20 protein-coding genes and 1 other annotated feature are annotated in these 23,829 nt (G+C 45.0%); of the genes, 7 read left to right on the forward strand and 13 right to left on the reverse strand.

Features of this window, described 5'->3' with window-relative positions; all coding sequences use genetic code 11:
• Window positions 1-107: 107 nt before the first annotated feature.
• The 5 genes from trpCF to AACQ79_RS11950 all read right to left on the reverse strand — a co-directional run bounded on the left by trpCF (window position 108) and on the right by AACQ79_RS11950 (window position 5,014).
• The gene (trpCF, locus tag AACQ79_RS11930) at window positions 108-1,517 is read right to left on the reverse strand and encodes a bifunctional indole-3-glycerol-phosphate synthase TrpC/phosphoribosylanthranilate isomerase TrpF (protein ID WP_094149695.1); all 1,410 of its coding nucleotides are present in this window, start codon (window positions 1,515-1,517) and stop codon (window positions 108-110) included.
• Between the two features lie 5 nt (window positions 1,518-1,522).
• A complete protein-coding gene (gene trpD / locus AACQ79_RS11935) occupies window positions 1,523-2,521 on the reverse strand; it encodes an anthranilate phosphoribosyltransferase (protein WP_094149693.1) in 999 nt (332 codons plus the stop codon).
• Window positions 2,522-2,541: 20 nt separating this feature from the next.
• Window positions 2,542-3,132 (reverse strand): aminodeoxychorismate/anthranilate synthase component II, encoded by a 591-nt coding sequence (locus AACQ79_RS11940; RefSeq protein ID WP_013857142.1) that lies wholly within the window; start codon window positions 3,130-3,132, stop codon window positions 2,542-2,544.
• Window positions 3,133-3,137: 5 nt separating this feature from the next.
• Window positions 3,138-4,703, reverse strand: a complete 1,566-nt coding sequence (locus AACQ79_RS11945; protein WP_094125513.1) for an anthranilate synthase component 1 — start codon at window positions 4,701-4,703, stop codon at window positions 3,138-3,140.
• A 124-nt stretch (window positions 4,704-4,827) separates the two neighbouring features.
• Window positions 4,828-4,930 (reverse strand) — a sequence feature (Trp leader region).
• The gene (locus tag AACQ79_RS11950) at window positions 4,877-5,014 is read right to left on the reverse strand and encodes a hypothetical protein (RefSeq protein WP_010318233.1); all 138 of its coding nucleotides are present in this window, start codon (window positions 5,012-5,014) and stop codon (window positions 4,877-4,879) included. It overlaps the preceding feature by 54 nt.
• A gap of 64 nt (window positions 5,015-5,078) precedes the next feature.
• Between AACQ79_RS11950 and rnm the strand changes: the two genes are divergently transcribed.
• From rnm to AACQ79_RS11970, 4 genes are all read left to right on the forward strand, one after another.
• The gene (gene rnm / locus AACQ79_RS11955; protein ID WP_017042022.1) at window positions 5,079-5,948 is read left to right on the forward strand and encodes an RNase RNM; all 870 of its coding nucleotides are present in this window, start codon (window positions 5,079-5,081) and stop codon (window positions 5,946-5,948) included.
• Window positions 5,945-6,565, forward strand: coding sequence for an L-threonylcarbamoyladenylate synthase (locus AACQ79_RS11960; RefSeq protein WP_013857139.1), 621 nt, complete (start codon window positions 5,945-5,947; stop codon window positions 6,563-6,565). Before rnm ends, AACQ79_RS11960 begins: the two co-directional genes overlap by 4 nt.
• A 121-nt stretch (window positions 6,566-6,686) precedes the next feature.
• On the forward strand, window positions 6,687-7,730 hold the full coding sequence (gene rluB, locus AACQ79_RS11965; protein WP_013857138.1) for a 23S rRNA pseudouridine(2605) synthase RluB: 1,044 nt from the start codon (window positions 6,687-6,689) through the stop codon (window positions 7,728-7,730).
• Between the two features lie 276 nt (window positions 7,731-8,006).
• Window positions 8,007-9,497 (forward strand): putative bifunctional diguanylate cyclase/phosphodiesterase, encoded by a 1,491-nt coding sequence (locus tag AACQ79_RS11970; protein WP_170888681.1) that lies wholly within the window; start codon window positions 8,007-8,009, stop codon window positions 9,495-9,497.
• Between the two features lie 230 nt (window positions 9,498-9,727).
• On the opposite strand, the gene cydC is transcribed toward AACQ79_RS11970, so the two are convergent.
• From cydC to AACQ79_RS11990, 4 genes are all read right to left on the reverse strand, one after another.
• Window positions 9,728-11,449, reverse strand: coding sequence for a heme ABC transporter ATP-binding protein/permease CydC (gene cydC / locus AACQ79_RS11975; RefSeq protein ID WP_170899145.1), 1,722 nt, complete (start codon window positions 11,447-11,449; stop codon window positions 9,728-9,730).
• Entirely contained in the window at window positions 11,442-13,229 is a 1,788-nt protein-coding gene (cydD, locus tag AACQ79_RS11980; protein WP_013857131.1) for a heme ABC transporter permease/ATP-binding protein CydD, read from the reverse strand. The genes cydC and cydD overlap by 8 nt, the downstream gene beginning before the upstream one ends.
• A 137-nt stretch (window positions 13,230-13,366) precedes the next feature.
• Entirely contained in the window at window positions 13,367-14,326 is a 960-nt protein-coding gene (trxB, locus tag AACQ79_RS11985; RefSeq protein ID WP_170894761.1) for a thioredoxin-disulfide reductase, read from the reverse strand.
• A gap of 133 nt (window positions 14,327-14,459) precedes the next feature.
• The gene (locus AACQ79_RS11990) at window positions 14,460-16,490 is read right to left on the reverse strand and encodes a GGDEF domain-containing protein (protein WP_170899146.1); all 2,031 of its coding nucleotides are present in this window, start codon (window positions 16,488-16,490) and stop codon (window positions 14,460-14,462) included.
• A gap of 520 nt (window positions 16,491-17,010) precedes the next feature.
• On the opposite strand from AACQ79_RS11990, the gene AACQ79_RS11995 reads away from it, so the two are divergent.
• Window positions 17,011-17,667, forward strand: a complete 657-nt coding sequence (locus AACQ79_RS11995) for a 2OG-Fe dioxygenase family protein (RefSeq protein ID WP_026028580.1) — start codon at window positions 17,011-17,013, stop codon at window positions 17,665-17,667.
• Window positions 17,642-18,880, forward strand: coding sequence for a cysteine desulfurase-like protein (locus AACQ79_RS12000; protein WP_170899147.1), 1,239 nt, complete (start codon window positions 17,642-17,644; stop codon window positions 18,878-18,880). The genes AACQ79_RS11995 and AACQ79_RS12000 overlap by 26 nt, the downstream gene beginning before the upstream one ends.
• A gap of 55 nt (window positions 18,881-18,935) precedes the next feature.
• Here AACQ79_RS12000 and AACQ79_RS12005 read toward each other — a convergent pair whose 3' ends face one another.
• From AACQ79_RS12005 to AACQ79_RS12015, 3 genes are all read right to left on the reverse strand, one after another.
• Complete coding sequence (locus AACQ79_RS12005; protein ID WP_026028037.1) at window positions 18,936-19,685, reverse strand: SanA/YdcF family protein; 750 nt, start codon at window positions 19,683-19,685, stop codon at window positions 18,936-18,938.
• Window positions 19,658-19,981: a DUF3392 domain-containing protein gene (locus tag AACQ79_RS12010; RefSeq protein ID WP_017042030.1), complete on the reverse strand. Its 324-nt coding sequence runs from the start codon at window positions 19,979-19,981 to the stop codon at window positions 19,658-19,660. Before AACQ79_RS12010 ends, AACQ79_RS12005 begins: the two co-directional genes overlap by 28 nt.
• Before the next feature lie 62 nt (window positions 19,982-20,043).
• Window positions 20,044-21,732, reverse strand: coding sequence for an NAD-dependent malic enzyme (locus tag AACQ79_RS12015; RefSeq protein ID WP_170899148.1), 1,689 nt, complete (start codon window positions 21,730-21,732; stop codon window positions 20,044-20,046).
• Window positions 21,733-22,170: 438 nt separating this feature from the next.
• On the opposite strand from AACQ79_RS12015, the gene AACQ79_RS12020 reads away from it, so the two are divergent.
• Window positions 22,171-22,548 (forward strand): hypothetical protein, encoded by a 378-nt coding sequence (locus AACQ79_RS12020; protein ID WP_026028577.1) that lies wholly within the window; start codon window positions 22,171-22,173, stop codon window positions 22,546-22,548.
• 50 nt (window positions 22,549-22,598) lie between these two features.
• Here the strand turns inward: AACQ79_RS12020 and AACQ79_RS12025 are convergent, their stop codons facing one another.
• Entirely contained in the window at window positions 22,599-23,702 is a 1,104-nt protein-coding gene (locus AACQ79_RS12025) for a phosphoribosylaminoimidazolesuccinocarboxamide synthase (protein ID WP_170899149.1), read from the reverse strand.
• Window positions 23,703-23,829: the final 127 nt, after the last annotated feature.

Below are 23,829 nucleotides of genomic sequence, written 5' to 3' on the forward strand. Positions count from 1 at the left end.
TACTACTGAGTGATTCAGTGGTAATGAATCTGTTGTTATCCCTTGATACTTGACCTTGCGGCTGGGTGAGTTACTCGCTTTTCAAGCCAATGGGAATCGATTTAGTGTTAGTACTGCCGAATAGCGTCGAACGCTAGGGTTAGCTTGTGTAAGTCTTTTTTCCCCGGTTCGCTCTCAACACCTGAATTGAGATCGAGCCCTAAACAACCGATGTTTGCTGCTTGCTGAGCATTTTCAGGGGATAAGCCACCCGCCAACATGACATCGTTTACCTCGGTTAGTAATTGCCAGTCAAAACGTTGGCCAGTGCCGCCAGATTGCGTTCCTACTTTGGCATCGAATAAGTGACGGTCAATGTGGCGCTCAAGCTTGGTCGGTAGGCAGTCGCTCACGCCATAAGCTTTCCAGATTTCAATCTGGCTAGGTAAGTGAGCTCTCAATTGGTCAACATAGGCTTGATCTTCTTCGCCATGCAGTTGCACCGCAAAGAGTTTTAACGTCGTAGCAATCTGCGTAATGGCTTCAATGGTGTGATTTTGAAACACGCCCACGTAGCGCAGCGGTGCGCCGCTCATCGTCAAACGTGCATTGTCCAAGTCGACATAGCGTTTGGATTGCGGCACAAAAATTAAGCCACCAAACACGGCTCCAGCTTGATAGGCTTTGGCCGCATCGTCAGCGTGAGTTAAGCCGCACACTTTGTTTTCGCCGAGCGTCACTTTGCGTACCGCTAGCTCTAAATTTTCTTCGGCCATTAACGAGCTGCCGATTAAAAATCCGTTGGCGTATTGCGAAAGTTCACGCACTTGTTGGTGAGTATAAATACCAGACTCCGAGATGATCATGGTTCCTTCTGGGAGTAAAGGTGCCAGCTGTTTAGTGCGATTTAGATCGGTTGAGAGATCGCGCAAGTTGCGGTTATTAATGCCAATAACTTTCGCTTGCAGGGCGACTGCCCGATGCAGCTCTTCCTCATTGCTCACTTCGGTTAAAATACCCATACCCAGTTGGTGAGCCACATTGGCTAGCGTTTGATAGTGTTGATCATCAAGGACGGACAGCATTAATAAAATGGCATCTGCACTGTAGTGACGAGCCAAATAAACCTGATAAACATCAACCATAAAGTCTTTGCAAATCACAGGTTGGCTTACTTGCGCGCGAACGCGTGGCAGAAATTCGAGGTTGCCTTGGAAATATTTTTCATCAGTCAAAACTGAAATGGCGTCTGCATATTGATGGTAAACCGAGGCGATATAATCCAAATCAAAATCTTGGCGAATGAGCCCTTTGGAAGGTGAGGCTTTTTTACACTCCAAAATAAAAGCGGTTTTACCCGTATTTAACGCATCATAAAACGAGCGACCCGATGCGGTTAATAAATGTTCGAAGCTGCCCAATGGTTGCTGCGCTTTACGCTGTTCGACCCACTCATATTTGTCATTGACGATTTTGGCCAACACTTCAGCCATTTGAGTATGCTGGGTTGAAATGTGGTCAGAAAGTTGCTCAGGCATGGGGCTTAACCTCTTTGTGCCAGTTGTTGGACAAGCTGATAGGCTTTGCCCGAGTTCATTACACTAATGGCCTGTTGTGTATTGGCTTTGAGATCTTCTTGGCCAAAAAGACGCAGCAGCAGCGCCACATTGACAGCGACGGCAGCCAGTTGCGCTGGCGTGCCTTTCCCAGTCAGCAGGTTGGTGATAATGGCGCGATTCTCCGCAGGCTCACCACCTTGAATGGCTTCGAGTGGGTAGCTTTCAACACCAAAATCTTTAGGTGTTAAGGTGTATTCGATGATGTGTCCATCACGAATTTCAGCCACTAAGGTTTCACCATGAATCGCCACTTCATCTAAACCACTGCCATGAACGACCGCTGCACGTTTCAGTCCCATTTGTAACATGGTTTGGGCAATAGGCAGAACCAGTTCTTTACTGTAAACACCCATCAGTTCAATGTTGGGGCGAGCGGGGTTAATCAGCGGCCCTAATATATTGAAGATAGTGCGCGTTTTCATGGTTTGGCGCACGGGCATCGCATGACGCACGCCACCATGATATTGCGGCGCAAATAGGAAAGCGACGCCCAAATCATCGATGGCTTGGCGAGTATTTGCAGCGCTCATTGCAAGGTTAATACCAAATGAATCCAGTAGATCAGAAGAGCCTGATTTGCTCGATACTCCACGATTACCATGTTTGGCAATTTTTACGCCACAGGCAGCAGCAACAAATGCTGCGGTGGTTGAAATATTAAAAGTATTTGAGCCATCACCACCAGTGCCGACTATGTCTGCAAAATCATAGTCTGGCCTTGGAAACGGGGTCGCGTTAGCCAATAATGCTTTGGCTGCGCCAGCAATTTCATCGGGTGTTTCACCTTTGATTTTCAGTGCCGTCAATACCGCTGCCATCAAAATAGAGTCGAGTTCACCACGGATGATGACATCAAACAGTTGCTGGCTTTCTGCTTGCGAGAGCGACTGCTGCGCGTAAAGTTTATTAATGATGTTTTCCATAAAATATCCCTATAAATCCGTTAGTGGGTGCTTTTTTCTAAAGCCCAATCGATCGCATTGGCAAGCAATGCTGCGCCATGAGTAGTCATGATGGACTCTGGATGAAATTGAAAGCCGCACACTTTATCTTGCTCTTGCACCACGGACATCACGAGCCCATCAACCTCTGCCGTGATGGTTAAACTATCCGGAACTTCAGTAGCCACTAGGGAATGATAACGAGCAATGGCTAGTGGTGACGGTAGCTGTTGGTAAATACGATGATGTTGGTGTTCCATCATCGAGATTTTGCCATGGATAATTTCGCCAGCACCCGCGACGGTGCCGCCGTAAGCTTCAACAATCGCTTGGTGACCTAAACAGATGCCAATGATCGGCACTTTGCCCTTAAGGCGTTGGATTAATTGTGGCATGCATCCCGCGTCTGCGGGCGCGCCCGGTCCGGGGGAGAGTAGCAGCAGCGGTTCATCCAATTGAAAGACCGCTTGTTCAATGCTCTGTGCGGCGATGTTGTTGCGATAAACTGTCACCGTATGGCCGAGTGAGCGGAATTGATCAACAAGGTTGTAGGTAAAGGAATCAAAGTTATCGATAAAAATAATGTTGGCCATGTCTGCTACTCCTGATGCGCGGCTTGAATTGCAGAGATCACGGCTTGTGCTTTACCACGTGTCTCGTCAGCTTCCGATTGAGGGTCTGAATCATAAACGACCCCAGCGCCCGCTTGAACTTGCGCAATACCCTGTTCGACATAAGCCGAGCGGATCACGATGCAAGTATCTAAATCGCCTTCCCCGGTAAGGTAGCCTACCGCGCCACCGTAACTGCCACGGCGGGCTTTTTCCACGTTACGGATAAGCTGCATGGCCCGAATTTTCGGCGCACCAGTGAGTGTGCCCATATTCATGCAGGCTTGGTAAGCGTGCAGTGCATCGAGATCGCTTCGGAGTTGACCCACCACGCGAGAAACCAAATGCATAACGTGACTGTAGCGATCCACTTTCAATAAATCAGCGACGTGGCGCGTTCCTGCTTGTGCAATACGCGCGACATCGTTGCGCGCAAGGTCGACCAACATCATGTGTTCAGCGTTCTCTTTTTTGTCGCAACGTAGTTCAAGTTCAATGCGGCTATCTAAATCAAAATCAATTGAACCATCGGCGCGTTTACCACGGCGGCGAGTCCCTGCGATAGGGTAAATCTCAATCTGGTTGGTTTCGGTGGCGTATTTCAATGCGCTTTCAGGAGAAGCGCCAAACAGAGTAAAGCGTTCGTCTTGCATATAAAACATGTAAGGGCTTGGATTGCTCTCTTTCAGTTTTTTATAAGCAGCAAGTGGTGAAGGGCAAGGCAGAGTAAATCGGCGAGAAGGCACCACCTGAAAAACATCGCCTTTCACGACAAATTCTTTTAACGCTTGAACGGTCTTGCAAAACTCTTGGTCAGAAATATTCGTTGTCACGCTTACGTTAGCTACGGTTTTGGCTTGCGGTAGTAATTTGGGTGCGGCACATTGCTGCGCGATCTCTTGTAAACGAGTAATTAATGTTTCGCGCATTGTTGGCGTGGGGTTAAAAACACTGGCTTGCAACTGACAATGCTCAGTTTTATGGTCAATCACTAACAAGGTTTCCGCGATATAAAAAACGTAGTCTGGACACTGATTAGTCGTATCGGCATTTCCTAGCGGTTCGAAGTTGGCCACCAAATCGTAGGCAAATAAACCGCCTAGAAAGAGGGCATGTTTATCGTGATGACGAAGATCGAAACTGTGCTGCACGAGACGTAGTGCATCAAAAGAAGAGGCTTCGCGTAGGCGAGAATCTTCGTCTAGCGTTTCGCATGGTGCTTGAAATTGAAGTGTTAAGGTATTTTGTTGTAACTGATGTTCAATATCCGTTTTAATATTACGCTGTAGATGTTCGATGAGCTGTTGACCATTGTCTGTCAATGCGTGAAAAGTGACAACGTGACCAAAGCAAGTGATGCGCACGGCAGCATCAACCAATAATAGACTTTTGAGATCCTGTTTTGAGTCGATCTCGGCGGATTCTAATAGCAAACAATCTGTTTTTGACTCACATAGCGTATGAAATAGACGTGTTGGATCTTGGGTATAAGGCACGGACATATTGATTACGTCAATTTGGCCTAAGTTTTTAATTTCAATGGTCTTATTCACAAGACCTCCTTGATGAATTTTAATGTTCCTGTCGTCCATACTCGCATAATCCTCTTAGAGACCCAATCATCACTTTGGGGGGGGCGCTGTTTTATTGCGCAATGTAATGTGAGCTATTCGACAAAATAAAAAGCCCGCTCATTGAGGCGGGCTTTGTGAATTCGTGTTCTATTTTAAAAGTACACGGTTGCCCACCAAGAACTTGTCCAAGTGTGCCACCAATTGAGCTCAGATGAAGCTGCGCTTAAATTGTGATTATGGTTTTGGTTAAATTCTTGTAACATGGTCAACCTCAAATACGTGCCTTGCATTTGTGTACTAGTTAACTAGTGCGAGAGTAAAAAGTCAAGCCTAAAAGATGGCCAAAATAAAATTATGAGAATTGATCTACATAGCCACACCACTTCTTCAGATGGCAGGTTATCGCCGCAAGCGTTAATCGATAGGGCGCTAAGCTTTGATATTGAGGTATTGGCGATCACTGATCACGATACGACTGATGCATTAACTATTGCTCATGACTATATTAATCAGCAACAATTACCCATCACCTTGATCGATGGCATCGAGATTTCCACGGTTTGGCAAAATAAAGATATTCATATTGTTGGGCTCAACATCGACTCAAACGCTCAAGCTTTGCAGCAGTTAATTGAGCAGCAAAAGGCACATCGTGTGCAGCGCGCACAATTGATTGCACAACGATTGCAAAAAGTGACACGTGAAGGGGTGTTAGAAGAGGTGCAAGCCATCGCCGGAGAAGCACCGATTACTCGTGCGCATTTCGCAAAATGGCTGGTTGAACAGGGTTTTGCGAAGAACATGCAGCAGGTGTTCAAAAAGTTTCTCACCCGCGATAATCCTGGGTATGTACCACCAAGTTGGTGCTCGATGACCGATGCCGTTGAAGCAATACACGCCGCTGGTGGCCAAGCGGTATTAGCGCATCCTGGACGATATGACTTGACGACCAAGTGGCTCAAGCGCTTAATAACGGCGTTTGTAGAAGCGGGTGGTGACGCTATGGAAGTGGCACAGCCACAACAAGCGCCACAAGAAAGACGTAATTTGGCCGATTATGCCATACAATACAATCTATTAGCTTCTCAAGGCAGTGACTTTCATTACCCCTCACCTTGGATGGAACTGGGGCGAAATCTTTGGTTGCCTTCTGGCGTCGATCCTGTCTGGAAAGATTGGGGTTTAAGCCCCGTAGATAGACTCAATAATGAGGAATTACAATGAGCCAGTTTTTTTACGTTCATCCAGAAAACCCGCAGACTCGCTTGATTACTCAAGCGGTTGCTATTATCCGCAATGGCGGAGTTGTTGTGTACCCAACGGATTCTGGTTATGCACTAGGCTGCCAACTAGAAAATAAACAAGCATTAGAGCGTATTTGCCAAATTCGCCGCCTTGATGATAAGCATAATTTTACCTTGCTGTGTCGTGATTTGTCAGAGCTCTCTTTTTATGCGCGTGTGGATAATACCGCTTTTCGCTTGCTAAAGAATAATACACCTGGCCCTTATACGTTTATTTTCAAAGGGACCAAAGAAGTGCCACGTCGGTTGATGAATGCGAAGCGTAAGACGATCGGTATCCGCGTGCCTAATAACCGTATTGCACTTGATTTACTTGAAGCGTTAGGTGAACCACTAATGTCCACTTCACTTATTTTGCCCGGCAACACCCATACAGAATCGGATCCAGAAGAGATTCGGGATCGCCTTGAACACGCCGTGGATGTCATTTTAAACGGGGGTTATTTAGGTGAACAGCCGACGACAGTGATTGATTTCAGTGAAGATGAGATGGTGGTTGCTCGCGTGGGAGCGGGCGATCCAACACCTTTTGAATAGCTTTTGAGTAGGCCATCAAAACGAGTGCTTTTTGGCGTAGAATTTGAGATACTATGCGGCCGCGATTTTGGGGTCGCATTTTTTCATTCGACGTCTGTGAAGACGACACATAGGTAGATAAATGAGCGAAAAGTTACAAAAAGTTTTAGCACGAGCTGGTCATGGTTCTCGTCGTGAGTTAGAAGCTTTGATTAGAGCAGGACGTGTCAGTGTTAATGGCAAGGTAGCTATGTTGGGCGAGCGTCTAGAAGATGATAACGCAGTTGTGCGTATTGATGGACATGCTGTTTCCGTTAAAGCGCCAGAAGAGGTTATTTGTCGAGTGCTTGCCTACTACAAACCGGAAGGTGAGCTTTGTACACGTCATGATCCAGAAGGTCGTCGGACGGTATTTGATCGTCTACCTAAAATTCGTGGTTCACGTTGGATTTCAGTTGGCCGCTTAGATGCCAACACCTCAGGCTTACTTCTCTTTACTACCGATGGTGAATTGGCTAATCGCCTTATGCACCCAAGCCGTCAAGTAGAACGCGAATATTTAGTGCGTGTTTTTGGCGAAGTGAACGAACAGAAAGTGCGTAACCTCGTTAAAGGGGTTGAGCTAGAAGATGGTTTGGCACGCTTTGAAGATATCGTTTACGCTGGTGGTGAAGGTATGAACCATACTTTCTACGTCGCGATTAACGAAGGCCGTAATCGTGAAGTTCGTCGTCTTTGGGAATCTCAAGATACCACAGTGAGCCGTTTGAAACGCGTTCGTTATGGCGAGATCTATTTGGACAAAAAACTGCCACGCGGCGGTTGGATGGAACTGGATCTTAAAGATGTAAACTATTTACGTGAATTGGTTGAACTGCGTCCTGAAAAAGAGACGATGCTAGATTTGAGCAAAGACAACACTTCACGTACTCGTGAGCGTGCGCGTAGCCAAAAAATTCGCCGTGCCGTTAAGCGCCATGAAGAGCGCGTAACGACGACAGGCAAGCCTAAAAGTCGTACGACCAATGGTACAACGACGAATGGTAAAAAAACTAACGGTACGACAACCAATGGCACAACTACTGGCCGTCGCAAGCCTGCTTCAAGTACCCGTAACAGTGGTGCAGATGGTAGCCGCGGCACTGGTCGGCCTCAAACTGGTAAAGCGAAAGCGCCACGTCGATAAGCGAAACTTTCTCGTTGCCTGTTAATTGATATTAAAATCCCGAGCTAAGCTCGGGATTTTTTCGTTTAAGAGATTGATAATAAACTAAAAATTAAAACAATAGAGTTGGTATTGAGCACTTGTACATGATTGACATCCCTATGTTCATATTTTCTGGTATTTAAGTGAGTAGAGTGAAGAAACAGGCTACATGTGGCATGTATGGTATGGTTGACTAAATTTTAGTGATGCTACAATGTTACGATCATAAGCGGGTAGATTTGGAGTTAGTTAAACATGGATAGAGCAGGCATCTCAGCCGTTAAAGTGACACTTATCTACGCAACATTTGCCGTGCTCTGGATATTATTCTCGGATATGACAGTCGAATTATTGCTAGATAACGCCCAGTTGCGTGCTCTCGCTCAAACCTATAAGGGGTTGATGTTTGTCAGTATTACCGCCTTACTTTTGCTCATGTTGGTGCTTAGAGGTAACCGCTTACTAGAAAAGGCCAATGATATGGACAGCCTCACTGGGCTGCACAGCCTTAGTATGTTTGTGCGCACTCTCAATATAACGATCAAGAAATTAAAGTCTAATGAGCGATTTATTCTTTGTTACCTCGATGTCGACGATTTTAAAAGTATCAACGAAACTCTGGGGTTTGAGCGTGCAGATGCATTTTTGCAGGATTTAGCTCACGATATTAACGAAATGACTTTGCCCGGCTCATTAGTATCGCGCTTACATGCCGATCAGTTTGCCAGTTTTGTAAAGTTGAGTGACGCTGTAGATATGGATTCTCATGTTCGGAGCGTCCAACGTCTGTATACCCATCGGGCCAAGCAACACAATATTGAAACAACTTGCTGCATAGGTGTTGCCATTTACCCAGCCGATGGTATCAGTGCTAGAGAACTGATGGTTTCCGCGACTGAGGCTCTTAATGTTGCAAAGAAACAAAAGAATGCCATTCAGTATCATGACAAAACATTAACAGAAAAAGCGATGCAGCGCCGGCAAATGGTCCTCGACCTGCGCTTAGCGATCGACGACGATAGCTTAACGGTTGTATATCAACCTAAATATGACCTAAAAACATTAACAGTCAACGGTGTCGAAGTACTGATTCGTTGGAACCATCCTGTTAAAGGCGCTATCCCGCCTGATGTTTTTATCCCATTAGCCGAGGACAATGGCTTGACGGGCGCTATCTCCAAATTTGTGGTTGGAAAAGTATCACAGGAGCTGGGGCGTTCAGGAATATTGGGGACACAAATTAAACACGTTGCTGTTAATGTCTCCGCGACTGAGTTCAATAATGCTGATGAGATGTATGAACTCACGCGATTTATTCAGCAGCATGAGAATTTGAACTCATTCATACGCATTGAAATTACGGAAACAGCAACGCTTACCGATATGAAAAAGAGTGTTGAAATTATTTCTAATCTGCAATCTAACGGGATTACTTTTTCCATCGATGATTTTGGCACGGGTTATACGTCACTTGCCATGCTCAAAGATCTTACTGTAGATGAAATCAAAATTGACCGCAGTTTCGTCTCTGAAGTAGAACATGATGATCGCTCAAGAACGATAGTGAATGCCATTATTGCTATGGCGCAAAGTTTTGACATCAATATTGTGGCAGAAGGCGTAGAGACAGCCAACCAATTGAAAATTTTGCAGACAATGGGCTGTCAACAAGTGCAGGGCTACTACCTAGGACACCCAATGCCAGTGGAAGATCTTATTAACCATCTATCTTTGAATATTAATTAAAAATCTCACCTATAAAATGAGTAGTACGCTCAGTACTTATTAAGCTGATGAGGTACGTATTTAGCTAGTTTGGTTGACTGCCGCTTCTTTGCAAGGCCGCTTCTTCACCCTCATGCACTGACTCTCAAAGCAAGAGGGCGAAGATTTTTCATACCAAGCTTCAGTTACCTAATTCAGCATAGTGTTCCTAAAAAAGATAAGTCTCATAACGAGCAAATGACAAACGATGGCTACAAGGTTTGCTGTAGTTGGAAATAGCGGCCTTGTTTGGCCAATAACGCTTGGTGGCTACCGTATTCCACTATTTCACCTTGTTCAATCAGGCAAATAGCATCCATTGTTTCTAACTCGACCAAGCGGTGAGTAATAAAGAGGACCGTTTTATGCGCAAAATGCTGTTGAAATAGAGCCAGAATTTGCTGCTCTGTTTGTTTATCCAAGCCTTCCGTGGGTTCATCGAGTAATAAAATGGAACCGTTATGCAGCAGTGCGCGCGCGATACCGATGCGGCGTTTCTCTCCACCAGAGAGCTGACGGCCGCCGTCACCCAGCCATGCGTCCAAACCTAGATCGTCCAATAGAGTATGTAAACCGACTTGCGTTAAGGCGTGAGCTAACTGTTGATCGTTTGCGCTTGGATTGGCCATCGCGAGGTTGTCTCGCAGCGTGCCATTGAGTACATCTACACGTTGGCTAACCACACTGATGGTTTGGCGAAGTTCGCTCTCATTCCACGCTGTTAAGTGGGTACCTGCAATGGAGACGCTGCCTTGCTGTGGATCCCAATAGCGTGACAGCAATTGCATTAAGGTTGATTTGCCAGAGCCTGTTTGCCCCACTATCGCAACGCGATGCCCTGCGGGAATATGGAGATTAACACCGCGTAACACATCTTGGCTGCTGTCAGGATAGTGAAAGGTTACGTCTGAAAATTCAATATCGAATTGACCTGAGTGCTGAGTTAAAGCGGTAGGAAATTGGACTTCAGGCTCAGCCAGAATAATATCGTTGAGGCGGCGAGCAGAAGTGAGTGTTTGCCCTAAATGTTGAAATGCACCAGCAATCGGCATCAGCAGCTCAAAACTTGCCATAGTTGCAAAAGCCACCAGTGCAATCATCGGGTCGGGTTGATTACCTGCCACACCATCGGCGGCAAGCCAGATCACTAACACAAGCGTCCAGCCATTAGCGAGCATGAGCAGTGCTTGTGCAAGGCCAGAAAAATGAGCGTTAGCCAATTGATTGACCAGCAATTTTTGCTGCGCTCTAAGAATCGCTTCACGGTAACGGTTTTCTGCACCAAACAGGGTCAATTCACTGTAGCCTTGCAACCAGTCAAGCGTTGCAATACGCAAATCCGCCTTGTGCTGGGTGAGCTCGGCACCATTACGCTGACCCAGTTTATAAAAGAGGACAGGCCACACGAGCAGTAGCGTCAGAAGAATTGCACCAAGGGTTAAGCCAATGGCAGGGTCGAACCAACATAAGAATGCCGTTAACGCACTAATGCCCAGTACACCCACGGTTACTGGGCTGATTAAGCGTAAATAGACGTGATCCATAGCATCGATATCTGCCACTAGACGGTTGAGTAAATCAGCGTCTCGGAGGTTTGACACACGTCCTGGGATCAGTGGCGCGAGTTTTTGGAAGAAGAAAATACGCAGATCCGTCAGCAGCTTGAATGTAGCATTATGGCTGACAACACGCTCACCCCAACGTCCTGCAGTGCGTCCCATGGCAAACCCACGTACAAACGCGCCCGGTAGCATGTAGTTGAATGTTTCACGAGCAATGGTTAAGCCAGCAATGGCCGCTACGGATAAAAACCAGCCGGATAAGGTCAGTAGACCAATCGAGGCAAACAGGGTTAAAAAGGCCAGCAGCATACCGAGAGATAAACCAAACCAGTGCTTTTTATACAATTTAAGGTAAGGGATGAGATCACGCATCAAGGTTCCCCTTATTGGCTTCATCAAGCGCTTGATTAGCTTGTAACATATCGGAAAACAGGCCCTTTTGCTGGCTGAGTGTGTTGTAATCGCCTGTTTGAACTATCGCCCCATTTTGCATCACCAAAATCTGTTGTACCGATTTTAATGGTGCTAATTGGTGCGTCACGATTAAAGCGGTGTGGTGTTGAATTTGGCGGTTCAAACCTTGCATCACTAACTGTTCGCTGCGTGCATCTAAGCTGGCGGTTGGTTCATCAAGTAGCCAAAAATTGCCGTTTTGTAGCAGCGCGCGAGCAAGTGCAATTCGCTGAGCTTGTCCGACAGATAATCCACCAGATCGATCGGTGATGGCGTAATCCAAACCATGTTTGTCGACAAATTCAGCCGCATAGGCATTATCTAAAGCCGAATGAAGCGCTTCGTCACTCATGTCATGCTTACCGAGGCTGATATTCTCAACGATGGTTCCGTGCACCAATAGTGGGTTTTGCCCAACCCAACTGATCTGCTTACGCCAGCTGGTATGCTCAAGATCGCTCAGTTCTATACCATTGATTTTCAAACTGCCTTGGTAAGGCATGAAGCCTAAAATGGCGTTTACTAAGCTGGTTTTACCTGCACCGCTTGGCCCGACAAGCGCAGTGGTTGAATGGTTATCTAACGTAAATGAAATTGGACCGACCAAGCGTTTTCCTTCTGGGCTAAACACTTCGAGATCTTGCGCTACAATGTCAATCTGCTGTGCACCATCGAGCGAGATAGATCCTGATTTCACCTTGCTGATGTCTGTTTCCAAAAACTCGACAATGCTTTCAGCCGCGCCGACAGCTTGTTGTTTGGCGTGATAAAAGGTGCCCAAATCACGTAATGGTTGATAAAACTCAGGCGCAAGGATCAAGATAAATAGGCCGGAAAATAGAGTTACGGCTGTACCGTAGTAGCCGAAATTCAACTCGCCAATAAAGCTAAAACCAAAGTAAACGGCGGTTATGGCGATCGATATCGAGGTGAAAAATTCTAACACTGCTGATGATAGAAAGGCGATTTTCAATACATCCATTGTGCGAGTGCGAAAGACTTCAGAAGCGCCTTTAAGCTGATCGGCTTCGGCTTGTGTGCGGTTGAATAGGCGTATTGTGGTCATCGACTGCAGGCGATCATAAAAGTGACCAGATAACCGCTGCAGAGCTTTGAAATTTTTACGATTAGCATCGGCCGCTTTCATACCGACTAAGGCCATAAACAGCGGCACTAAGGGGGCGGTGATTAAGAAGATCAAACCCGCCGCCCAGTTGACGGGAAAGACCACAATCAAAATCATAAACGGGATCAACACAGATAATGACATCTGCGGTAAATAGCGCGCAAAAAAGTCCTGCATGTTTTCGACTTGTTCAAGCAGTAATGTTGCCCATGCACCGGCAGGCTTACCTTTAATGTAAGCAGGGCCCAACTCGCGAACTTTATCCAGTATTAACTGACGGATATAAATGCGGATCTGCTCTCCGCAGCGAAAACCCGCAATTTCACGCCCCCATGCGCACGCGGCACGTGCGGCAATCGTCACCACCAAACCAAGAAAATAGGGAATGAGCTCTGCTTTATCAACTTGTTCAATAATCAGTTGATGCAGAATGGAGGCGAGGAGTGCGGCCTGAGCCAGCAAAAACACACTTGATAATACGCCAAGGCCAACAGCAATCATTAACCAGCGTTTTGCCAGTTTACTTTGCTGTTTGAGCCAATTATTCAAGCTACGTTGCTTTTTCTTATCCATTTCGAAGGCTTAATGAGAATTATTATGTAAACGGAAGGGCGGTAGTATACAAAATAAAGCCCGATGGATATACCACCGGGCTGTAGGGTTTTGTTATAAAACTGGAAAATAACCTTTTGCTTACTTGTCGTTCAAGCCTACTTATCGTTCAAGCTATCTAGGTAACGTTCCGCATCTAAGGCGGCCATACAACCTGTTCCTGCCGAAGTGATCGCTTGGCGATAGTTGTGATCCATCACATCACCAGCAGCAAACACACCTTCAATGCTAGTTTGAGTTGCATTACCGTCAAGACCAGACTTGACGACGATATAACCCTCTTTCATCTCTAGCTTACCAGCAAACATGTCGGTATTCGGTTTGTGACCAATCGCGATAAAGACGCCCATCACGTCCAGATCTTCTGTCGTTTCTGATTGGGTGTGTTTCATACGAACACCCGTCACGCCAGTCTCATCACCTAAGACTTCCTCTAAGGTACGGTCAGTGTGCAGCACTATATTGCCGCTTGCGACTTTATCCATCAGACGGTTAATCAGAATTTTTTCTGCGCGGAACGAATCACGGCGGTGGATGAGGTGAACTTGTGCCGCAATATTAGATAGATAAAGCGCTTCTTCCACCGCGGTATTGCCGCCACCTACAACGGCCACTTTTTGGTTACGATAGAAAAAACCATCGCAAGTAGCACAAGCGGAAACTCCTCGTCCTTTAAAGGCTTCTTCTGAATCTAAACCTAGGTAACGTGCGGATGCACCTGTTGAAATGATCAGAGCATCGCAGCTATATTCTGCACTATCGCCTTTAAGGCGGAATGGCCGCTGTGAAAAATCAACTTCATTAATATGATCAAACACAATCTCGGTTTCGAAGCGCTCGGCATGCTCTTTCATTCGCTCCATTAAAGCAGGGCCCGTGAGGCCTTCGGCGTCTCCTGGCCAGTTTTCTACTTCTGTAGTGGTCGTTAACTGACCACCTTGCTGCATACCGGTAACGAGAACTGGATTAAGGTTAGCGCGAGCTGCGTAAACGGCTGCCGTATAACCAGCCGGGCCAGAACCAAGAATAAGAAGTTTGCAATGTTTCACGTTGCTCATGGGGACTCCAGTATCGAAAATGCTCGAAAATTTAACACGATTGTAGGGAATATCTCGAGTCAATTAAAGCGATTACATGGGCTAGCTTAGAAATAATCGTTATATAGCCAAACTAAGCAATGATGGGACTTGGCTAATAAGTCAGCCAACGTGTTTTTAAGCAATTTCGGCCGCTGGCTTTAGCCGCATAAAGTAGTTGGTCGACTTCTTCACACAATGCTTGGAGGTCTAAATCAGTATTTGTTGCGGTCAACACGCCAAAACTCGAAGTGACGGATACCGATTCTCGTGATTCGGTTACAAAATGGTGATCTTCAATTTTTCGGCGCAAGGTTTCGGCAATTTCGCTAGCGATGCTTAAGTCAGTGTCGGGTAGTAAGATGAGAAACTCTTCCCCACCGTAGCGAGCGACAACATCGGAAGAGCGTACCGATGACTTAAAGATAGCCGCAATTTCCACTAATACTTGATCGCCGAAGGCGTGACCATAAGTGTCATTAATGACTTTAAAATAATCAATATCGGTCAAAATAAGGCTAATCGGTTTTGCATCTTCATTGTGTTGGATTTGTTCGTCTAATTGCGCTGAGTCGAATGGTTCGGCGTTTTTTTTAGGTGAAGATTGACCTTTGAACCAAGTCTGTTGCCACATCAAAATCCGTTGTGCGAGTTTAATAAGCGCTTCGCTACTATTTTGGTAAGATTTGGATTGATGTTTTGCAAATCGTTCTTCCATGTAGCGTCGATTATACAAGCCAGTCAAGGTGTCCGTTTTGGCAAGCATGCCCATTTTGATGCGAGAGCGGTTGGCCCAGATAAATATGACCAATAATCCGATTAATGCAAGAGCAAGGAAAAAGACGATTTCACCTAATAGATGAAACGTTTTCTGATGGTTTTCAATCTCTAGCTTTTGAAGTACGTTGTTCCAGTTTAGATCCTGATTTTCATATTGTAGACGCTCAAGATCAAACAACATTTGTTGTCTCTGTAAGTTCTCTATCTGTTCAACATTGCGAAGTGTGAGCGAACGTAAATGATAAAAATCATAAGTTTCATAGGCTTGTTTGTAGTTATTTTGCCCAGCATAAGCCTGTGCTGCCACTTTTAACAACTCTATCTGTTGAATAAGTAGATTTGATCTTTGTTTGATATGCGCAATGAGTGGTTCTACAAATTCAATCACTTCACCGTAGCGTTTTTGTTCCAATAGATCTTGTGTTTGTAATAGCTGAAAAGTGGCAAGGTAGCCTGGTTGGCTTTCTCGGTACTGCAGTTCCTCCGCTTTTTTCAAGAAAAAGCGCATTTGATCACGGTTGTTGGTATCTCGATAAAGCCGTGCAAGTTCAATGTTAATACGAAAGCGATGTCGCCCGTCACCCAGTATTTGTGCCAGCTTGAGTGCTGTTTTATAGGTTTCGATCGCCGCCGTGATTTGATTACGTGACTCTTGCAACTTAGAGATGTCGAGTAAGCTAACCAACTGGCTATAGGACATTTTACGCTGCTTGAAGTAACTGTAGGAATTTTCAAGTAACAGCTGTGAACGATCAAAATCTTGTAGCTGAACCAGTATTTGACCTAGACCGTGAGATATTCTCTCCATTAACTCTTTGTTATCTATTGATTTTGCTGTATCAATTGAGGTCATTATTGCGGCGTACGATTTTTTAAACTCGCCTTGCTCTTGGTAATAGAGGCTTTTAGCTAGTAATACTTCTGATTCGATTTGTGCATTGTGATCGTTTCCTGCTTCAACTAACAGTGCGTCAAGTTTCGGCAACACGTCGACTTTTTGGTGCCGTAAAGCTTGAATCTCTCTTAGTTTGAGAGTGAGCGTTTCAACGTTGGTGTGTTCTGTTCGCTTTAATCCTAATTGTGCCGCTTCTAAGCTCCTATCATATTCCTCTAGTAGCCCATATACAGTGGCTTTGGCCAAATAGTAACGTACAACGAGAGCGGAAGGCTGTGACAATATGATGTAGTCTTCTTCTAGTTCACTAATTTGTGCTTTTGCCTTGATCGGTAGTGAATAGGTGATCTGCTCAATGCCCTCCAATGCTTGGAGAAATTTATCTTTAGGATCCATAGCCGCATAGGCATTGATTACACTGAAACCTAATGCGATGAAAGTCCACAGTGTGACTTTAATACTAGAGTTCACGAGTTGAGGATCTCCTTATCAGCTGAGCGATGTTTCAACTAAGTCTTAATAGTCAAATATATCAATTAGTTTGATGATCTAGTATTAACTTTAGTCTAATTTTTGGCATGGCTTACTACTTAAATGGTGCTAATTTCGAGTTGATGAGATGCTATATGGCTCATGGATTAATACTTGCTAAATTTAGTCGAATCGAGCTGATAAATTAGTTACTGATATTTCCTTTAAACCCGCCCATGGTCTACATACCATTCCTACATCATCCTAATGTTGGTAATTCATTGTTTTTAAAAGCTTATTAACCTTGAAGTAGTGAGCTTGTCTAAAAATCGCTATGTGTCATGCTCGCTATTGGATGTTAATTCTTATTTTTGTGATTATTTAAGTATTAAATTTTATATTGCTAGTCACATACAGATATAACATTCATTTTTACTTGAATGTGCAATATTAGTGCGTATCCTTAATGTAAATTAATTGTTAATTTAATGTGTCCAATCATTTAATTAAGGAGCTGGTGATGTTAGCTGTACACGAAAACACTTTACAGATTACGCAATTAAGTCAAAAAGCGATTCAACAACTTGCTCCCTCCTTTGCGCAATTACCACATACGGAGCATGCTGATGGTCAGTATCGTTTACGGCGCTACTCTGTGGTTCAATTTAACAAAGGGAAAGTCGAGGCGTTGGACAAGCATGACTTTATGCAAACCGATCAAATCAATCATTTTCAAGGCAACATTAAGCGTCATTTCGATCCTATTTTACCCTCCACGCTACAAAGTGAAGGGATGAGAGAAGTGTGCGAGGTGTTTGTGAGTATGAATGGTCTGCCTAATGGGCAAGAGATTGAAATCCATCAGATCCGAATTGCTGCTGTGTTTGATGAGACGCAAGTCGCGCCAGAAGGTGTCCATCAAGATGGTTTTGATCATATTGCGTTGGTGGGGGTGAATCGCCACAACATCGTCGGCGGTGAAATTATGCTTTATCAAGACTGCCATGAAGCCCCTTTCTTTCGGAAAGTGTTAGAAAATGGTGAGATTGCGATGCTCGCGGACAGTAAGTTATGGCATAACGCTTGCCCTATTCGCTCGATTGAGCATGGGCAAGAAGGTCATATGGATGTTTTTGTGTTAACCGCTAAGGATGGCCGAAATGATCTTCACTCCTGAAAAAGTGCGTACGCAGTTTAGTGCTTTGTCGCAAAAATATCATGGTAAGTCAGTGAGTTTCTTAGATGGTCCAGGTGGCTCGCAAGTACCTAAGTCGGTAATAGAAAAAATGAGTGAATATCTGGGCCATTTTAACTCTAATTTGGGCGGACACTATTTTTCAAGCCAAATCACCACTGATTTAATGCAGCAGGCTCGTGAGTCGGTGCAAGCACTTCTGAACGCTGAGTCATCAGGAAATATTGTATTTGGCGCGAATATGACCTCGTTGACTTTTCAGCTAAGTCGAGCCATTAGCCGAGATTGGCAAGCGGGCGATGAAGTGATTGTTACTGCGCTTGACCATTACTCCAATGTCTCCAGTTGGCAGCAAGCGGCGCAGGATAAGCACGTTACAGTGCACCAGGTAAAGGTGAACCAACAAGATTGTACTTTGGATATTGAGCACTTACTGTCATTGCTCAATCCTAAAACAAAGCTGGTCGCGGTCACTTATGCTTCGAATACCACAGGATCTATTGTCGATGTTAAACGCATTGTGGATGCGGCGCATCAAGTCGGCGCGATGGTGTATGTGGATGCCGTTCACTATGCTCCGCACCATTTGATTGATGTACAAGAATTAGGCTGTGATTTTTTAACCTGTTCGGCATATAAGTTTTTTGGTCCACACGTTGGTATCGCTTATATCGCTTCGCAGTGGTTACATGCACTTAAACCCTACAAAGTTGAACCAGCAACCAATATTGGTCCGGGACGTTTTGAAACCGGTACACAGAGTTTTGAAGGTTTGGCCGGCGTGATTGCTACAGTGGAATATTTGGCGCAATGGGGAGACGAGAGTGGCTCGTTAAGAGAGCGTTTGAGCGATAGTTTCATTCAATACAACCAGCATGAACGCCAATTGAGTGAGTATTTTCTGTATAAACTTAAAGGATTGAGTTCGGCTAAGCTCTATGGCCTGACCAAGGCTAACAGTGAACTACGTACACCGACCTTTGCCATTCGCTTAGCTAATCACCACCCAGAATTTGTGGCCAAAACATTGGGCGAGCATAATATTTGTGTGTGGAATGGGCATTTCTATGCGCTTGGTTTAGTGCGTCAGTTAGATCTTGAAAACAGCGGTGGAGTTGTCCGTATCGGTTTTATGCACTACAACACGCGCAGTGAAATTGACGCTTTGTTTGATGTCTTATCCACATTAGCGTAACCAAAGTGGCCCGGAAATCTGTCGAAGGAAAGGTTTCTGGGGCGCAGTGCCTCTTTTAGCTTTCATCTTCGGTTGGCTCTAAGGGTAACTCTTCGATCACAATTGGCTCTTTGGGACCTAAAAATTTAGGTTGAGTATTCGTGATATAGAGATCTAAGAATGCTTTCGTACGAGCAAAGACCTCACGCAGCCTCACTTTAAAACCAGAACGAGTTGTTGGCCCTGCAACCGCTAAACACTGAGCATTAATGTTATGGTAGTTGGCAATAAAGAGTGCTCGCTCACAATGAAATTGTTGAGAAATGATCAAAAAATTGTCGGTTTCGAAGATACGTTTTGCGCGAACAATGGAGTCCAAAGTACGAAACCCTGCATAATCTAAGTAAATATGTTCGCTCGGGATCCCAGCGCGCAGCAGATCGCGTTTCATCGTCCACGGTTCATTGTACGAACGGTGAGCATTATCACCACTGAGTAAAAACCCTTTTACCTTGCCTTGCTCATACAAAGCGATCGCGGCTTCAATTCGGTGGGTATAGTAGTCATTGAGCGTTTTACCCAAGTACTTACTGGTTCCAAGTACAACAGCGACTTGGAATTGACCGACTTGATTTTGCTCGGTGACGATTTGTTTTTCGGCTTGCCAACTGACCCAGCGATCAATGCCAAGCACAAAAAGGCTTGAAATGAACAACAGTACAGACACGTAGCGAAGCAGCGTGTGAACCCGCTTTTTCCAAACAGGGCGAGAGTGATTTGAAGATGAAAATTTTAACACTAAATTTGACGGTTCCTTTGTGCCCAGATCCCGATAGCAATAAAGCAGAGCATAATAATGCTAAACATCATGCCTGATTCTAACTGCGAAAGTGTCCGAGCAAGGTAAGGGCTCGCTTTGATGATCACCAAACCGTAGCCGAAAGCGTTAATCAATATAAACGTAAATGTGCGAACGACAAAGTGTTGGTTGCGCATTAGCTTGCGCATCGCGGCGTTAATCTCCCCACCGAGCATCACGAGCAAACAAGCGATCAATGCGGTTGATATCTCCGTTAAATACGGTGATAAGTAATGCCCTGCGGGCGCTAAAAAGTTCATCATATTGACTCACAGAAAAAGCCCCTAAACATCAGCCGAAGCTTAGGGGACAGCAGAGTAGTAGCTTAGAAAGCAGTGCGTTTGTAGCGGCGGTATACTGGCTGCCAAAAATGCTGCTCAATGGCGGTTTCTAACACATCATCTGGGATCTCCAGTGCAACGCCTTGCTCAATTGCTTTTTTCGCTACCGCAAACGCAATTTTCTTGGAAACGGAGTGAATGGCTTCCAGTGGTGGAAGTAACGCACCATGCCCATTAAGCGCCAGAGGTGAACAGTTGGCGAGTGCGCGGCTTGATTCCATCAGCATCTCATCAGTAACTCGACGTGCATTGACCGCCAGTACGCCTAAGCCGATACCAGGGAAAATATAGCTATTGTTGCATTGCGCAATTGGGTAGGTTTTACCGTTATGCAACACGGGAGCAAACGGGCTGCCTGTGGCGACGAGTGCTTCACCGTTGGTCCAACGGATAATGTCATTGGGCGTCGCTTCAACACGGCTGGTTGGGTTCGATAGTGGGAAAATAATCGGGCGTGGGCAGTGTTTGTGCATCTCAGTGATAATCTCTTCACTGAATAATCCCGGAGCCCCAGAAACACCGACCAACACCGTTGGCTTGCCATTTCTCATTACTTCCAATAATGAGAAACCATTACCTTCTGTGTTCCAATCATGTGTGTCTTTGTTTTTTTGCACTAGGCGCTGTTGGAAATCAAGTAGGTTAGGCATTCCTTCTTGCAGCAGACCCCAGCGGTCAACCATATAGACTTGAGAACGAGCTTGAGCATCTGAAATACCTTCTGACACCATTTGCGCGATGATTGCTTCGGCAATACCACAGCCTGCAGAGCCCGCACCAAGAAAAGCGATACGTTGCTCGGAGAGTTGACTGCCTGCGGCTTTGCATGCGGCCAATAGCGAACCTACAGTCACCGCCGCAGTGCCTTGAATGTCATCGTTAAAACAACCAATACGGTTTTTATAACGTTCTAATAGTGGCATTGCGTTCTTTTGCGCAAAATCTTCAAATTGGATCAATGCATCAGGCCAGCGACGTTGCACCGCTTGGATGAACTCTTCTACAAATGCATCATATTCGGCCCCGGTAATCCGAGGGTGACGCCAGCCCATGTACATCGGGTCAGCCAAGCGCTGTGGGTTATTGGTTCCAACATCGAGCACGACCGGTAAAGTATAAGCAGGGCTAATACCACCACATGCGGTATAAAGTGCCAGTTTGCCGATAGGAATACCCATGCCACCAATTCCTTGGTCGCCCAAGCCGAGAATGCGTTCACCATCGGTCACTACGATAACTTTTACGTTATGGTTCGCTGCATTATTGAGTAAGTCATCGATGCGATCTCGATTCGGAAAGGAAATGAACAGACCGCGGCCGCGACGATAAATATTTGAAAAGTTTTCACACGCGGCACCCACCGTTGGTGTGTAGATGATGGGCATCATCTCAGTGATGTGGTTTTGTACTAAACGATAGAATAAGGTTTCGTTAGTATCTTGAATATTACGCAGATAGATATGCTTATCCATATCACTTTCAAAGCTGCAGTATTGTTGGTATGCGCGAACAACTTGTTCTTGTATCGTTTCCGTCGTTTCAGGAAGCAGGCCTTCTAAGTTGAAGGAACTGCGCTCTTCAGCACAAAATGCACTGCCTTTATTGAGCAAAGGCGTGCTGAGTAGAGCTGGGCCCGCATAGGGAATATAAAGAGGGCGTTTATCATTATTCATTGTCGGCCTATTTTAGGGTAGAAGGGAACTCAAAAATGATAACGGTTTACTCATGAGATTGTAAATAGACGAGCGGCGACACATGGCACAGAATACTGAAGAATGCCGATAAAAACGGTAGAATTCTCCGTGTTAATTGCTGAGGGCATCAATGTACACATTTTTGTCTATTGGTCTCCTTAAGCAGAGATTTCAAAAGTAGTGTTGAGCGATGATCACTTTAAGTGATAAAGCGACTTTTTGTTCACGGTTTGAAATATTAATCAATCAGACACATATGTCAGTAAGTCTGTTTATGCCTTGTTACAAACCTGGTTTTGATATAGCCAATCTATTCGGTTTTAAGGCATAAAAGACTGTTTTTTTATATCCTATTGCTATATGAACAATCATGGATGATATTGAGTACAGTGTGCTGCCAATTTGTCGGGGGACAAAATGAATACACAAGAAAGGAGACGGGTGGTGTTTGATTACACTACATTTCTTGGTGCGTCATGTAATAAGAAATGGACATTCCTCGAAGCCATGACGTCATTTGCACCGATTTTTGGTACGGTATGGAAAGACAGCATTAAAGAATTATCAAGCCCAGAGGATCGCCTATGGGAAATGGCGTTGAAGTCGTTATCAACACGCCGTAGTGATGAAGCGAATTTAATTTCACTAGTGAGATTGGCGAAATTAGAGGGGATTGAAGAGCTAAAATTAGTGATGCCGTATGCGTTGGATTCTGAACAGATCCAATTGATTCAAAATAAAAGCCAATCTTTGATAAAAAATACAAAACCAGACGAATTTATTATCACCCTGTAAGGGTATAAACAGATAACGGGGCATATTTAATGCCCCGTTATTGTTGAGTGCTAGTCAATCAAGCCATATTGAGAACGCAGGATCGTAATGATCTCTTGCTTTGGGTTTTGGCTTAATACGATCGGTTGGCCAACAATTTTCTCTGCAATCGCAAGATAGGTATTGGAAATATCTATTAATGCAGCCAAAGGCAGCGCATTATCACGTGCAAGCGCTTCTCGCTCAGCCATCCGTTCTTTGTTGAGTAAAATATCTGGGTCAGGGAAGTAGTTGAGCAAGAATTGACGAAAACCTTCTTTCGAATTTTCCACAATACGTCCTTGCTGATAGGAAGCGCTGTCCCAGATGCGAGAAGAGTCCGGCGTACCTACTTCATCCATATAAATGAGTTTCTCAACGCCGTTGGCATCGGTGACATAACCAAACTCAAACTTGGTATCGACGAAGATTTGCTCTACTTGGCAGAGTGCATGGCTAATGACGCTGAAGCCTTCTTTTAATAGCTTTTCATACAAGGCAATATCTTCGACACGACTGAAGTTAAAAGCGGCAAAATTCTTTTCAATATTATGACGTGAGATATTGACATCATCGGCTTCTGCAACACCGGGAATGCCTTTTAAGATGCCTTTGGTTGATGGTGTAATGAGCAGTTCTGGCAGTTTTTTATCTTTCTGCAAGCTTTCTGGTAATTGAATACCACAAAAATCTCGTTCACCTTTTTCGTAAGCACGCCACATTGAACCGGTAATATACTGGCGACAAATCGCTTCAATTTTGATTGGCTTGGCTTTTTGCACAATCCATACAAAAGGATGGGGAATATCTAAAATATGGCTATCGGCTAACCCGCTCTCTTGAAATAGCTTAAACCAGTGGTTTGAAATCGCGTTCAATGCCGCGCCCTTACCCGGTACACCTTTGATGCCACCTTCGGCATGCCAGATACAATCAAAAGCGGAAATACGGTCACTGATTACCATAATGGCTAAAGGTGCATCAGGAGCAACGTTGTAACCTTTTTCTTTGATCAAACGCTGGCTATCTTCTGGAGTTAGCCAATAAACAGAGCGAACTTTGCCGCTATGAACAGGTTGGTGAGTGCGAATTGGGAGGTCGTCATTGACGGCAAGGATTTGATCAGCAAGGCTCATTTAGACATTCCTATCTTTTTCAAACGTCATACAGAGAAGATATCGCTTAGCTCAACGCTAGTAAGGATATCGATAAACTGTGCGCATCATACCAGAACTATTTTCTGCTGCCAGATAAAAAGCAAAC

Source organism: Vibrio sp. 3-2(1) (genome assembly GCF_963887575.1).
Lineage (GTDB): Bacteria > Pseudomonadota > Gammaproteobacteria > Enterobacterales > Vibrionaceae > Vibrio > Vibrio anguillarum.